Origin of the sequence: Kurthia sibirica (genome assembly GCF_003143975.1) — a bacterium.
Taxonomy (GTDB): domain Bacteria; phylum Bacillota; class Bacilli; order Bacillales_A; family Planococcaceae; genus Kurthia; species Kurthia sibirica.
Genome location: NZ_QFVR01000003.1, coordinates 32309 through 46394, shown reverse-complemented (window position 1 = coordinate 46394; position 14086 = coordinate 32309). Strand labels below are relative to the sequence as shown.

Sequence of the window (14086 nt, the reverse complement as noted above, 5' to 3'; positions counted from 1 at the left end):
TAAGAAAATACAGGTAGCTGAAGCGAGTGGTAACTGAATCTAAAAATTAGTAGTTTTAATCTTCATCATCGACACCCAAAATATCTGCACGATCCAATAAAAAGTTTTCATAAAGTACATGATTATTTATTTGATCAGCTTTAAATTGCTCAATTAACTGATGTAAAAGGCTGCGTGGGTTTTTCCGTAAGTAACCTGTATCATCTATCACATCAAGTATGGGCTCATTTAAATGGACAAATGATTTTGGTTTAGTAAAAAATGTCCAACCGACTTGAGGATAATTATGAATTAGCACTTCTCCATAATAAATCGCAATATCCATGGCAAGTGCATAGTCTTCTAACATAATATCAATTGGATTTGATAATAACTGAATTTCAGCAACTTCATAGGACAGTTCATTTTGATGGCGAAACCAAGTTAACTTTTCATGGAGTTCAGAATCTGAAAGTTTATATCGGTTAATAGTAGTTAAATACCAGGTGAAAAGAGGAATGAGTGATTTGCTAGAAAAATCCAGCTCAAATTTCCCGGCAATCATTTGTTTTAAAAATCTCATACGGGATGGGATTTCAGCTGTATACCAATCGAAATACTGCTGAGCTTCACCGAGTGACATGCTTTCAAAGTCCTTCAAATTAAAGGGGGGATACATATACGGATAGTTCATACTCTCTTGCTCCTCTATCATAAATAAAATGTAAAAAGTTATGGCATATACTTGATATAAGGAACGTTTCCTAATTGAAATAGTTCATTAATAAATAATGAGCCTGAAACAAAGGTATTTTCAACAGAGAAAAGCCATGTCCGCTGCGAAAAATACTTTCCGCGGACATAGCTTCAAAATCCTCGTCACTGCGTTCCTGTGTGGTTTTCAGCTCATGCTATTCCCGCAGGAGTCGTTTTCTGCACGTTCAATTAATTTGATTATTCGTATGTGAGACATACTATTTTTGTTCTGTCCCAGGCTCTTTATTCGCAGTCATTAGTCCTTCAATTCGTTTTCTCTATGCATTTTTTCAATAGATTTAAGTGGGCTCTAGCTAGTTAGTTAAATTTCATAAAAAGTAGTGGCAATGTCATTCTACAATTAACTTTATGCGACGGAAATTTCTTAACGAATGGTAGCGTGTTGTTCAATAGCAATCAATTCTTTTATTTTATTTAGCTCATCCATAATGGCAATGCGTGGTTGATGTTCACGAGCTTGAGCATCTGTAAGCTGAGCATATGTCATAACAATAATAAGATCGCCCGGTTGTACGAGGCGAGCAGCAGCGCCATTCAAGCATATAACACCGCTCCCAGCTTGCCCTTCAATAACATAGGTTTCTAATCGTGCCCCGTTATTATTATTAACTATATGTACAAGTTCATTTGGTAAAATATCAACAGCATCTAAGATATCTTTATCAATTGTAATACTACCAATATAATTGAGATTGGCCTCGGTGACAGTAGCACGGTGAATTTTAGATTTCATCATTGTACGTAACATAACTTGAACTCCTTTACATGCATTTTCATTCTGAGTATATCTTAACGAATATGCAAAAAAATGGCAAATTTATTGAAAGTGTGCTGAAAAAAATATGTATATTGTCATAAAGTAACGTATCTTTTATAGAAAATGACTGTGAAAGAAATAATTATTCCATGTTTTTTCTTTTTTTAATAGATAATTAATGCAATCAGAAACACTAGAAAAATAAAAAAAAACATAAAATGGATAGCTGGAATGTTGTAATGAAAGGATATAAGATAAATTATGCTTATCAACGTGTTTCATATACCAATAAACACCATCTCTTGTCATCTCCCTGTAATATTGCCGATACTGAACTGTCACCTGTGTGCAACTTTCACTTGGTATAGTGTTGTTAGTAAGAAACACCGAGGAGGAAATTTCACAATATGAAGAAACAACTTATCGCAATTACAGGTGCCATTGCACTATCAACAGCAGCATTCGCAGGTACAGCGTCAGCCAAAACAGTAACAATTCATGCAGGTGACACTTTATCAGGCTTAGCTCAAACACATGGCACAACAGTGAATACATTAAAACAACTAAACGGTCTGACATCAGACTTAATATATGCAGGCGCACCAATTGAAGTAGGCGGAAGCAATGGACAAGCTACACAAAAAACAGCTTACCAAGCACCGGTACAAAAACAAACAACGTATAAAGCACCGGTAAAACAAGTGCAAACACAAACAACATACAAAGCACCGGTACAACAAAAGCAAACGTATAAAGCACCGGTCCAAAAACAAGCAACAACAAAAGCATATACAGGTTCAAGCTCATCAGCAAAATCATGGATCGCGAATAAAGAATCAACAAATAATTACAATGCACGTTCAGCAACAGGCAAGTATATTGGGAAATATCAATTAGATAAATCTTATTTAAATGGTGATTATTCACCAGCAAATCAAGAACGTGTAGCAGATAAATATGTAAAAGATCGTTACGGTTCATGGAGTAACGCAAAATCAGCATGGCAACAAAAGGGCTGGTATTAAGCCTACCGAGTAAATAAGTAAACAAGCCTGAGACAAACGTATTTTCAACAGAGATAATCCCGTATGATTTTTCGAAATCATACGGGATTATTTATTTGAAGCCATTTCCGCTGCGAAAAACGCTTTCCGCGGACATGGCTTCAAACTCCTCGTCACTACGTTCCTGTGGGGTTTTCAGCTCATGCTATTTCCGCAGGAGTCGTTTTCTGCGCGTTCAATTGATTTGATTAATCGTATGTGAGACATACTATTTTTGTTCTGTCCCAGGCTCGTTTTTTGTCATTAAACACTATTTAAAAATAAGGCTCTGTGTAAAATAGTGGGATGAATGAAATGGATGTTTAATTTCATTCACCTTTTTTCATTTTTTCATTTAGCCCAGATGTAAACTAACTTCTTTATACTGTAATGTTAATAAGATCTTCGCTCTCAATCGATCAAATTGTTTATATCCATATGCATTTCGTTTCATTATATTCATCAATTGCGGTAGCCTTTGGTAGCGTGACACCTGAAACTAATTGTTGTTCTGCTACTTGATCAAAACGACGAATAATAGTCGCACTAGATGTCGCCATCTTCTCAGCAATTGATTTGCATGTAGGTGATTTTACGGATAAGGTTTGAATCGCTTGATGCCATTTCTGCCATTTTTGTGACTAAAACATCTTTAATCCTGGAATATTCATGATAGACTTCATATAGCACAGCTCACCTTTCTACTGTTACTTATTATGCAGCATTTTAAGTATAGAAGATTGGGTGAACCTGTGCTTTTTTCTGTCTATTTTTAGGTATGTTCATCATGTTTAAAAGAAATGGTGAGGATTACTTCCTATTTGTCGGCGGAAAGCTTTCGCTATGTCTATTTTTCTAAAACATGAATTATTTTAATACCGCAATATATATAATAGAACCAAAAATAAACGCTTAAATAAGCCAATTAGAAAAGAATTTCATGTTTTTTTAAATGATTCCCTTGAAAGAATAACTGAAAATGAGTAGGTAATTTACTAGTATTGGTAATGCAAAACAGTGATTTGAAGGGCTTTTATTACAAATACTAAGTATGCCAGCTAGTAACAGCTATAATTTCCCATGCGTTGTCATCTCTCTGTAATATTGCCGATATTGAACTGTCACCTGTGTGCAACTTTCACTTGGTATAGTGTTGTTAGTTAGTAAAACCGAGGAGGAAATTTCACAATATGAAGAAACAACTTATCGCAATTACAGGTGCCATTGCACTATCAACAGCAGCATTCGCAGGTACAGCGTCAGCCAAAACAGTAACAATTCATGCAGGTGACACTTTATCAGGCTTAGCTCAAACACATGGCACAACAGTGAATACATTAAAACAACTAAACGGTCTGACATCAGACTTAATATATGCAGGCGCACCAATTGAAGTAGGCGGAAGCAATGGACAAGCTACACAAAAAACAGCTTACCAAGCACCGGTTCAAAAACAAACAACGTATAAAGCACCGGTAAAACAAGTGCAAACACAAACAACATACAAAGCACCCGTACAACAAAAACAAACATACAAAGCACCGGTACAACAAAAGCAAACGTATAAAGCACCGGTCCAAAAACAAGCAACAACAAAAGCATATACAGGTTCAAGCTCATCAGCAAAATCATGGATCGCGAATAAAGAATCAACAAATAATTACAATGCACGTTCAGCAACAGGGAAATATATCGGGAAATATCAATTAGATAAATCTTATTTAAATGGTGATTATTCACCAGCAAACCAAGAACGTGTAGCAGACAAATATGTAAAAGATCGTTACGGTTCATGGAGTAACGCAAAATCAGCATGGCAAAAAAAAGGCTGGTATTAAGCCTACCGAGTAAATAAGTAAACACCTCAAGCCTATCGCTTGAGGTGTTTTTTTGTCTGTCACTCATAAAAATACTAGTAATAGGTATAAAATATAGGTAGCGTTATATTTATTGTAAAGAGTGTAATAATTGTATAAATAGTTACAAATTATAAAAAAGGAGAATACATGTATATGAAATCTTCGGGTGCCTCAAATGAATCAACAGGGGCTGAATTCATGATCAAACACCGTAGACGATTGCTATAATGACATATGGTTTTACGGATCATTATTCAAATAGGGTGATTTCTATGCTAGCCTACAAAATTAATAAAAATTATAATAAAGTGAATAAAAATAATCGAAATCTGTCTTACATTCATTCATGTCTAAATTAGTATAATGAAATAAAAGCTTTAAGTAAGGTTAGCTATACCCATAATCGTGTCACTGGGGAATAGTTGTAATCTGTTTGAAATAGTAAATATATCTAGTTAGATGGAAAAATATTCATATAAATGGTATGATTTCATGGCTAAAAAGTTGACACAGAAGCCATATAATCATTTCAAGCACCTAAGTGGCTTTCTTATGTGTTTTAGTATTTTGTTTAATGGGAAAATAGTAGTAGCACGATTTCCTGTCAATAGAGCAGTAAATACAGTTGTAAAGTTGCTGTTTTACTTCAAATGAAACATTATATTGTTTACAGGACATATTAACAGTAAAATGGAAGAAAGAGTTGCACGCTTGAAGGGGAGATTGTATGAAATTATTACGCAGTAAAGGTCCATTTTACTTGCAGATTAAAAATGTATTAAAAGAGCGGATTATCACGGGAGTATATCCAATCGAATCATTAATGCCTTCAGAACCAGAGTTAGAAAGAGAATTTAATGTAAGTAAAATAACGATTCGTAAGGCTGTTGAGCAATTAGCAAGTGATGGCTATGTTGAAAAGCAGAGTGGTGTCGGGACAACGGTGAAAGACAATCGCATCGTTTCAAAATTGTCAAATGCACAAGGTTTTACGGAGTACTTATTGGCGCAAGGATTTGATTTGAAAAAAGAACCAATTCAAATAGAGAAAATAAAAGTAGAGGATCATCCCATAATCAAAGATTATTTTACGGATGAATGTTATTGCATCCAACGCTTATATTTATTAGATGGCCACCCCTTTATTCATATGTCACATTACGTGTCAGGTGCTATTCATTTACCGAGTGAACCAGAAGCCTTTAAGGCATCTTTATATAGTATGCTTTATGATGAAGGTGTTGAGTTTACACGTTTTAAAGATTCTTATGGAATGGCACAACCGATTGAAGAAATTGGTAGATGGTTAAAAAAAGAAAACACACCCTTATTCCGAAGAATTCGCTATTCATATGATCAAAAAGATTCTTTAGTTGAACTGGCGATTGGTTATTACAATACGGATATACATGAATATATTGTCAACTTTGACGTCTAAATAACAGAAGCTTCATGCTTCTGTTATTTTTTTTTCTTAAACATTATAACGTTATGTTTACAACTTGTTAAATACATGTTATATTAATTTTTGAAGTCGCTCAAACATTATAATGTTAATGAATAAATCAATTGGAAGGGGTTTCAGTATGACGACCGTAATTTTACAAAATGTCAAACTTCTCAATAATCAAGTAGTTGATATTGTCATTGACAATAAAAAAATTAGTGCCATTAAACAAGCGAAGAGTGCGACTGGAGCAACCGTAATTGATTGTACGGGTCAATATATTTCTAGTGGATGGATTGATATGCATGTACATGCATTTCCGGATTTTGATCCATATGGTGATGATATTGATGAAATTGGTGTAAAACAAGGTGTGACAACGATTATTGACGCCGGCAGTTGTGGTGCAGATCGTATTGAAGAGTTAGTAGAAAATAAGAAAAAAGCACAGACAAATGTTTACGCTTTTTTAAATATTTCTCGAATTGGTCTTGAAAGAATTGATGAATTATCGAATCTTAACTGGATTGATACGAACTTAGCAAAAGAAGCAGCAAAAAAATATAGTGATACAATAATTGGCTTTAAGGCACGAATTAGTCAGAGTGTTGTTTTAGAGCAAGGCATTGAACCATTACGTCATGCACGTAAATTATCGGATGATACGGGTCTACCTTTGATGGTTCATATTGGTTCTGGTCCACCCGATATTTCGGAAGTGATTCCTTTACTACAAAAAAATGATGTAATTACACATTTTTTAAATGGCAAAAAGAATAATTTATTTGATGAAGTAGGTAGACCGCTTCCTTTGCTTCATGAAGCAATAGCAAGAGGCGTACATTTAGATGTAGGACATGGTAATGCCAGTTTTTCATTTAAAGTAGCAGAGCAAGCCAAAAAACATGGGATTCATTTTAATACAATTAGTACAGATATTTATCGCAAAAATCGCATTAATGGACCTGTTTATAGCATGGCCAGTGTTTTAACGAAATTTTTATATTTAGGTTATCCACTGGAAGAAGTGATTGCAGGTGTGACTAGTAATGCAGCTGCATGGTTACGTAAACCACAACTTGGGCGGATTCAAGTCGGTGATCTTGCAAACCTAACATTATTTACAGTGAGCGACAAAAAGGAAAAATTAATTGATTCGGAGCAGCAAGAACGTCAAGCATCAAAAGTAATTCAAACGACTGGAGTGGTAATCAATGGAGACTACGCAAAATGCTAAATATGGTTTAAAACGTGTCATCAACGCGAGTGGGCGTATGAGTATATTAGGTGTGTCTACACCAACGGACCGCGTCATGAAAGCAATGAAAGAAGGCGGGCAAAGTTATGTTGAAATTGCCGATTTAGTCAATAAGGCAGGAAGTCATATTGCCTCTAAACTGCAAGCGGAGGATGCGGTCGTTGTAAACTCTGCATCAAGTGGTATTGCCTTATCGGTAGCTGGAATTATAACGCAAGGAAATCGTCGCAAGAGCGAACGGTTGCATCAAGATAAAATTGCGAAAAATGAAGTGATTTTATTAAAAGGACATAATGTACAGTATGGTGCACCAATTGAAACAATGGTGTATTTAGGCGGTGGCGAACTAGTTGAGGTTGGTTATGCGAATGAAGGAACGGCAGCACATATTGAAGAGGCTATTTCTGATAATACAGCAGCTATTTTATATGTTAAATCGCATCATGCTGTTCAAAAAAATATGATTTCTGTCGAAGAAGCATGGCAGGTCGCACAACGTCATAATATACCAATGATTGTTGATGCCGCTGCAGAAGAGGATTTATTAAAATATATTCAGTATGCGGATTTAGCAATATACAGTGGATCAAAAGCAATTGAGGGTCCAACTTCAGGTATTGTTGCTGGCAATAAGAAAATGATTGACTGGGTGAAAGTGCAGTTGCATTGCAGTGGTCGGAGTATGAAGGTTGGAAAAGAAACAACTTTTGGCTTATTACAAGCAATTGATGATTATTTTGTTAAAGAAGATAATAGCGAAGCTGAAAAAGCGGTTATTGAAGTATTACACAGTTTAAATGACTTAGCAGGTGTTCGTGTAACGACTGTGCAAGATGAAGCGGGTCGCGCCATTTTTAGAGCACGAATTCAAATTGATGAATCTATAGTTGGTATGTCAGCTAAAGAAGTTGTGGATACGATTAAAGGTGGCGCCATTGCAATTTATCCACGTGATTATGGTGTTCGTCAAGGTTTCTTCGACATTGATCCACGCCCATTACAAAATGATGATATTCAAGTAATTGAAAATACTTTACGAATTTTATTTGGAGGGAAAAAATAATGTTAAAAATTAATGAACGTTTTTATAAAAATCGTGTAGCACTAAATGTGTTAGCGAGCGATATCAATAATGCTAAGGAAATTTACGAAGCTGCAGAAGGTTATGTAGTGGTCGGTGTGTTATCAAAAGATTACGATACGGTAGATGAAGCTGTAACTGCAATGAAAGCATATGGTAAGGAAATCGATGATGCAGTGTCAATTGGTTTGGGTGCTGGCGATAATCGTCAAGCAGCAGTAGTAGCCGATATTGCAAAATACTATGAAGGTAGCCATATAAATCAAGTATTACCTGCTGTTGGAGCAACGCGTGCCAATTTAGGTAACAAAGATAGTTGGATTAATAGCCTTGTATCACCATCAGGGAAGGTAGGATTTGTAAATATTTCGACTGGTCCTCAAAGTGCGGGCATTAAGCAACAAGCAATTGTTCCTGTTGAGGCAGCGATTGCTCTTGTAAAAGATATGGGTGGGAATGCACTGAAATACTTCCCGATGAAAGGCTTACAACATATTGAAGAATTTAAAGCAGTTGCACAAGCTTGTGCGGAAGCTGATTTAGCATTAGAACCTACTGGTGGCATTGATTTAGAAAATTTTGAAACAATTTTGGCAATTGCATTAGATGCTGGTGTGACACAAGTAATACCTCATGTATATTCATCTATCATCGACAAAAAAACAGGTAAAACAAATACAGCTGATGTGAAAACACTAATGACAATCGTTAAAAGATTGGTCGACGCGCATGAATAAGCGTGTCGCCGCTTTTGGCGAAGTCATGATGCGTATGCAAGTGCCTGGTTTTGATTTATTATCACAAGCGGATACATTAAAGTATTCGTTTTCTGGTACAGGTGTCAATGTTGCCTCAGCGTTGTCGCGATTTGGTCATACTGCATCGCTCGTAACAATATTACCTGATAATGCACTTGGTGAAGCGGCAAAATCATATGTTCAAAAATTGGGTATTACATCACAGTTTATTACAAGACAAGGGCAATACCTGGGTATGTATTTTTTAGAAAATGGCTTTGGTGTTCGTTCGAGTCGTGTTACATATACAAATCGTTTAGGAAGCACGTTTAACACAGCTTCAGCAGATGCATATGATTATGATACGATTGCTCAAAATATCGATGCCATTCATTTTTGCGGCATTGCATTATCTATGAATGATGGTGTTAGACAGCATATGGTTGCACTTGCAAACAGTGTGAAAAAACAAGGTGGCTTAGTTATATTTGATTGTAATTATCGTCCTTCACTTTGGGGGGAGCAAAGCTATGAACGAGCTAAACCGTATTACGAAAAAATGCTAACGCTTTCAGATATCGTTTTTATGAATGAGAAGGATGCGCTGCTTACTTTAGCAATGCAAACGCAGAAAACTACTCGTCATGATCAATTGCTAGATTTATTGCCACAAATCGCAGAAAAGTATGCTATTTCAGTAATTGCAGGAACACATCGTGCAATAAATGGAGATAACACAAACTCGTTAAGAGGATTTATGTTGAAAAATGATCAGTTCACCTTTGCAGACGAATTAGTATTTTCGGTATATGACCGTATTGGAGCAGGGGATGCTTATGCAAGCGGTATAATTCACGGACAATTAACAAATATGTCAGCAAGCGAAACGGTTGCTTTTGCAGCTTCCGCGAGCATGTTAGCGCATACAACAGTCGGTGATACACCTATGTCAACGATTCGAGATGTGGAGCAAGCGATGCAAGGGTTTGTAAAAGACGTCGAAAGATAAGCGCTAAAGGGAGAAAGTGAACGATTACAACAGGGGGTTTTAATATGAGTCATGAAGTGTATTTATTATTATGTACAGTCGTGTCAATTGTTATTGTAATTTTAGGTGTTGCATGGTGGAAATGGCATGCATTTATTAGTTTACTAGTCGCAAGTTTATTCTTGGCCCTAGCAACAGGTCTATCATTTGATCAAATTGTTACATCCTATGAAGCGGGTGTTGGAAGTGTTTTAGGACATTTAGTCGGAATATTGGCGCTAGGTACAATTTTAGGTAAACTAATGGCGGACTCAGGTGCGGGTAAGCAAATTGCTGAATTTTTCATCCGTATTTTCGGGATAAAAAAATTGCCTTGGGCGATGTTACTATCCGGTTTTATCATCGGTATTCCCGTATTTTTTGATGTTGGTGTCGTGATGTTATTACCTCTTGTAATCTCGATTTATAAATCTACGAAACAAAATATTTTATTAATTGCATTACCAGTTCTTGCAGGATTATCAATTGTCCATGGAATTGTACCACCTCATCCAGGTGCTATGACGGCAATCGGTATCTATAACGCTAGCGTAGGTAAAGTACTTGTTTATTCACTATTAATTGCTATTATTCCAGCAATTATTGCTGGACCTGTCTTCGCAAAATGGGCAGCAAAACGAATCAAACCAATCAATGAACCAAATATGATTGATGTAAAAGATGAATTTGAAACATTACCAACAGTTCGCACATCATTTTTGGTCATCTTATTGCCAATATTCTTAATGGTATTAGCAGTAATTGCACCATATATTGGTTTGCCAGAAGGAATTCTATCATTTGTTAAATTTATTGGCAATGCGGTAATTGCTTTATTAATTGCTTGTTTCACCGCAATGTTTTTACTTGGTAAACGTCAGGGGATGTCGGCTGCTAAACTAAAAAAAATAGCTGATGAATGTCTATTACCAGTAGGTTCTATTATATTAATTATCGGTGCAGGTGGTGGATTTAAACAAATCCTAATCGACTCTGGTGTAGGTCTAGCCATTGCTAATATGTCTGAAGACTTATCGTTGTCTCCCTTATTATTAGCATTTCTCGTAGCAGGATTGATTCGAGTAGCTACTGGGTCTGCTACCGTGGCATTAACGACTGCAGCAGGGATTGTTGCGCCGGTTGTAGCGAATATGACAGATGTCAATTTAGAGTTACTCGTAATCGCAACAGGCGCAGGTTCTTTAATGTTGTCACATGTCAATGATGCAGGTTTTTGGATGATTAAAGAATATCTTGGTTTAACGGTGACGGAAACATTCAAAACCTGGACGGTACTCGAAACCATTTTATCTTTCCTAACATTTGGGATTGTTATGTTAGTAAATGTCTTTCTATAAATAATCGCGTTATACATATGGTATTATCCATATGAAAAAGAGGAATGGCTCTATTTTAAGCTGTTTCTCTTTTTTACGTATAAAAAAGCATAAGGGAATGATTCACATAGTAAAAATTGCTTAAGCGTTTATAATGGCTATAAAGATGATTTATGAACTAAATTAAATCGTATATTAAATCCCCTTGAATTGACAGATCAATAGTGATACGATTTTTTTATTAGGAAAAAATTCCTATATTGTTCAAAGGAGCGTACATACAGTGAAATATATTGTTAGTATACTAGTCAGTTTGACATTAACGTGTTGGTTTTATGATGTTGAAATTGTAAAAGCACAATCTACTATCAGTTTCCAAAAAGATGTAGAAAACAAATTAGACCCTTATTTAAATAAAGTAGGTGGTTCTGTTTCAATTGACTACATAAATTTAAAAACGCATGAACAATATGCTGAAAAATCAAACAAACCCTATTTAGCTGCAAGTACAATTAAGCTACCGTTAGCACTGTATATTATGGAATTAGCCGATGCGAATAGGATTGATTTACAACAAGAATTAACGTATAAAGCAGATCATTATGTCGGTGGGAGCGGAATCATTCAAAATCAAAGTATTGGCAGTCGTTTTACTATTAGCGATTTAGTGGAAAAAGCAATAAAATATAGTGATAATATTGCTTTCGCAATGTTGAAGGAACGTATTGGGTCACAAAATTTTATAAATTATATGCAAAATCTAGGCGCTACAAATAGTTCACCTCAAGCATATAGTTTTACAAGTTCACATGATTTAGCTATTTATGCGGAACATGTAGATAATTTAAGTAGAAGTAGCGACAATGGTAAACGATTAAAAGAATTTTTAGAAGAGACTATTTATAATGAAGCTTTGCCCAATGGGGTTTCAGATGCAACTGTTGCGCATAAGGTAGGGATGATGCCTATAAACTTGGTGTCGCATGATTACGGTATTATAAACGATCAAACGCCTTATGTACTGGCTATCATGACCTATGGCTTTAGTTATAATGAGTCAAATAAGGTAATAGCTAAAGTTTCAGAACTAATACATACTGTGCATCATGCACATAATAAAGAATCAAAAAAGATAATACTAGAGAAGGATGCTATATTTACTGCAGCCTTTGTGATTAGTAGACCTATTTATAGCAAATTATTATCTTTCAATAAAGTGGAAATCACTACTTTAGTTGATTAAACAGCAAAGAGGCTGGGGCAAAATCTTAACCAAAATTAAAAGGAATGAGCCTGAGACAACAGTATTTTTAACAGAGAAAATCCATTTGCGCTTCGAAAAACGCTTTCCGCAGATAGGGCTTCAAACGCCTCGTCACTGCGTTCTTGTGGGGTTTTTAGCTCATGCTATTCCCCTAGGCGTCGTTTTCTGTGCGTTCAATTGATTTGATGATTCGTATTAGAGACAGACTATTTTTGTTCTGTCCCAGGCTCATTCCTTTTTGTCTGTACATTTATTGTCGTTTTTGGTGATGCTTTTCGCAGGAATACCTGCACGTCAACTAATTAAAAGGTAAGTACGCTACTACAGAAAATATAAAGAACAGGCTCTTTATGTATAACAACGATAGGTGGACCCAATAATCCATAACAATATGTACAAAAGGGAAGGAACGATTGGAGAATAGTAATTGATATGCATGGGGAAAACAAAAGGAAATACTGGATTGGGAACGGTGTACGAAAATCAAAATTTAGATTTTCGTACGTTATTTTGAAAAAATAATGTAAAAATAACGATTGTTTTGTAATATACATGTGAGAAAAGCGATACTTTTTAGAAAATGAAAGCGATTAATATAAAAAGAATGCATGTTTTAATTATTTTTTTTAGGGTATGTAAGTCGAAAAATGTCGAATCATTCCCAATTTATGGTTCGATAAAATGCAAGTTATAGCTAAGTTAATGGAAATTTAATCAATAATCTTTAAAAAATTGGTAGAAACTGCCACGTCTTGTAATCATGCCGTTACATCTGTGACATATTTTTGTCACGAAACTGAAAACTACTCACGGTATAGTTAAAACAGTTAGTAAAACCGAGGAGGAAATTTTCAAATTATGAAGAAACAATTTATCGCACTAGCAGGTGCAATCACATTATCAACAGTAGCATTCGCAGGTAGTGCGTCGGCAAAAGAAGTAACATTAGTGTCAGGTGATACTTTATCTGAACTTGCAGTTACTCACAATACAACAGTCAATTCATTAATGCAATTAAATAATCTATCTTCAGATTTAATATTTGCAGGAGCACAATTAGAAGTTGGAGATGGTAATGGTTCAACTCAAACTGCACCAGTTCAAGCACAGGCAAAAACAGCCTATAAAGCGCCAGTTCAAAAAGCGCAAACATATAAAGCACCAGTAAAACAAGTTCAAAGTCAGTCAACATACAAAGCGCCAGTTCAACAAAAACAAGCTGTTCAAAAAACAACTTCATATACAGGTTCAAGTTCTTCAGCTAAATCTTGGATTGCAATGAAAGAATCTACAAATAATTATAATGCTCGTTCAGCAACAGGCAAATATGTTGGTAAATACCAATTAGATCGTTCATATTTAAATGGTGACTATTCACCAGCAAACCAAGAAAAAGTGGCGGATAACTATGTTAAGAATCGCTATGGTTCATGGGAAAATGCAAAAGCTGCATGGCAACAAAAAGGTTGGTACTAAGTTAATTCTTAGCTCTAACTCTAATAGATAAACTATCAATAAAA

Annotated in this window: 13 protein-coding genes; 10 read left to right on the top strand and 3 right to left on the bottom strand. The window is 35.5% G+C overall.

The genetic code is table 11. The features are described from left to right. Positions 1-55: 55 nt before the first annotated feature. Positions 56-673, bottom strand: coding sequence for a hypothetical protein (locus DEX24_RS03050; RefSeq protein WP_109304934.1), 618 nt, complete (start codon positions 671-673; stop codon positions 56-58). A 447-nt stretch (positions 674-1120) separates the two neighbouring features. Next, positions 1121-1504, bottom strand: coding sequence for an aspartate 1-decarboxylase (gene panD, locus DEX24_RS03045; protein WP_109304933.1), 384 nt, complete (start codon positions 1502-1504; stop codon positions 1121-1123). Between the two features lie 416 nt (positions 1505-1920). Here panD and apf (DEX24_RS03040) point away from each other — a divergent pair, with 416 nt between their 5' ends. After that, on the top strand, positions 1921-2538 hold the full coding sequence (gene apf / locus DEX24_RS03040; protein WP_109304932.1) for an aggregation-promoting factor: 618 nt from the start codon (positions 1921-1923) through the stop codon (positions 2536-2538). 446 nt (positions 2539-2984) lie between these two features. Here apf (DEX24_RS03040) and DEX24_RS17660 read toward each other — a convergent pair whose 3' ends face one another. After that, positions 2985-3116 carry a hypothetical protein gene (locus tag DEX24_RS17660; protein ID WP_282956606.1) on the bottom strand — a complete coding sequence of 44 codons (132 nt, stop codon included), beginning with the start codon at positions 3114-3116 and terminating at the stop codon, positions 2985-2987. A gap of 630 nt (positions 3117-3746) precedes the next feature. On the opposite strand from DEX24_RS17660, the gene apf (DEX24_RS03035) reads away from it, so the two are divergent. The 9 genes from apf (DEX24_RS03035) (at position 3747) to apf (DEX24_RS02990) (ending at position 14042) form a co-directional block, all read left to right on the top strand. Continuing rightward, on the top strand, positions 3747-4394 hold the full coding sequence (apf, locus tag DEX24_RS03035; protein ID WP_109304931.1) for an aggregation-promoting factor: 648 nt from the start codon (positions 3747-3749) through the stop codon (positions 4392-4394). Positions 4395-5142: 748 nt separating this feature from the next. Next, positions 5143-5853 carry a GntR family transcriptional regulator gene (locus DEX24_RS03030; protein WP_109304930.1) on the top strand — a complete coding sequence of 237 codons (711 nt, stop codon included), beginning with the start codon at positions 5143-5145 and terminating at the stop codon, positions 5851-5853. Between the two features lie 148 nt (positions 5854-6001). Next, on the top strand, positions 6002-7099 hold the full coding sequence (locus DEX24_RS03025) for an amidohydrolase/deacetylase family metallohydrolase (protein ID WP_109304929.1): 1098 nt from the start codon (positions 6002-6004) through the stop codon (positions 7097-7099). Beyond that, the gene (locus DEX24_RS03020; protein WP_109304928.1) at positions 7077-8183 is read left to right on the top strand and encodes a DgaE family pyridoxal phosphate-dependent ammonia lyase; all 1107 of its coding nucleotides are present in this window, start codon (positions 7077-7079) and stop codon (positions 8181-8183) included. The genes DEX24_RS03025 and DEX24_RS03020 overlap by 23 nt, the downstream gene beginning before the upstream one ends. Further along, positions 8183-8938 (top strand): 2-dehydro-3-deoxy-phosphogluconate aldolase, encoded by a 756-nt coding sequence (gene dagF, locus DEX24_RS03015; RefSeq protein ID WP_109304927.1) that lies wholly within the window; start codon positions 8183-8185, stop codon positions 8936-8938. The genes DEX24_RS03020 and dagF overlap by 1 nt, the downstream gene beginning before the upstream one ends. Then, on the top strand, positions 8931-9947 hold the full coding sequence (locus tag DEX24_RS03010) for a sugar kinase (RefSeq protein WP_109304926.1): 1017 nt from the start codon (positions 8931-8933) through the stop codon (positions 9945-9947). The genes dagF and DEX24_RS03010 overlap by 8 nt, the downstream gene beginning before the upstream one ends. 44 nt (positions 9948-9991) lie before the next feature. Then, on the top strand, positions 9992-11323 hold the full coding sequence (locus tag DEX24_RS03005) for a GntT/GntP/DsdX family permease (RefSeq protein WP_109304925.1): 1332 nt from the start codon (positions 9992-9994) through the stop codon (positions 11321-11323). 262 nt (positions 11324-11585) lie between these two features. Further along, the gene (locus DEX24_RS03000) at positions 11586-12545 is read left to right on the top strand and encodes a serine hydrolase (RefSeq protein WP_170112821.1); all 960 of its coding nucleotides are present in this window, start codon (positions 11586-11588) and stop codon (positions 12543-12545) included. Between the two features lie 879 nt (positions 12546-13424). Then, positions 13425-14042: an aggregation-promoting factor gene (apf, locus tag DEX24_RS02990; protein ID WP_109304922.1), complete on the top strand. Its 618-nt coding sequence runs from the start codon at positions 13425-13427 to the stop codon at positions 14040-14042. Positions 14043-14086: the final 44 nt, after the last annotated feature.

Bases quoted from the DNA above. Each gene is read 5' to 3' on its own strand.
- DEX24_RS03050 (WP_109304934.1), bottom strand. From the start codon at position 673: ATGAACTATCCGTATATGTATCCCCCCTTTAATTTGAAGGACTTTGAA.
- panD (WP_109304933.1), bottom strand. From the start codon at position 1,504: ATGTTACGTACAATGATGAAATCTAAAATTCACCGTGCTACTGTCACC.
- apf (WP_109304932.1), top strand. From the start codon at position 1,921: ATGAAGAAACAACTTATCGCAATTACAGGTGCCATTGCACTATCAACA.
- DEX24_RS17660 (WP_282956606.1), bottom strand. From the start codon at position 3,116: ATGGCGACATCTAGTGCGACTATTATTCGTCGTTTTGATCAAGTAGCA.
- apf (WP_109304931.1), top strand. From the start codon at position 3,747: ATGAAGAAACAACTTATCGCAATTACAGGTGCCATTGCACTATCAACA.
- DEX24_RS03030 (WP_109304930.1), top strand. From the start codon at position 5,143: ATGAAATTATTACGCAGTAAAGGTCCATTTTACTTGCAGATTAAAAAT.
- DEX24_RS03025 (WP_109304929.1), top strand. From the start codon at position 6,002: ATGACGACCGTAATTTTACAAAATGTCAAACTTCTCAATAATCAAGTA.
- DEX24_RS03020 (WP_109304928.1), top strand. From the start codon at position 7,077: ATGGAGACTACGCAAAATGCTAAATATGGTTTAAAACGTGTCATCAAC.
- dagF (WP_109304927.1), top strand. From the start codon at position 8,183: ATGTTAAAAATTAATGAACGTTTTTATAAAAATCGTGTAGCACTAAAT.
- DEX24_RS03010 (WP_109304926.1), top strand. From the start codon at position 8,931: ATGAATAAGCGTGTCGCCGCTTTTGGCGAAGTCATGATGCGTATGCAA.
- DEX24_RS03005 (WP_109304925.1), top strand. From the start codon at position 9,992: ATGAGTCATGAAGTGTATTTATTATTATGTACAGTCGTGTCAATTGTT.
- apf (WP_109304922.1), top strand. From the start codon at position 13,425: ATGAAGAAACAATTTATCGCACTAGCAGGTGCAATCACATTATCAACA.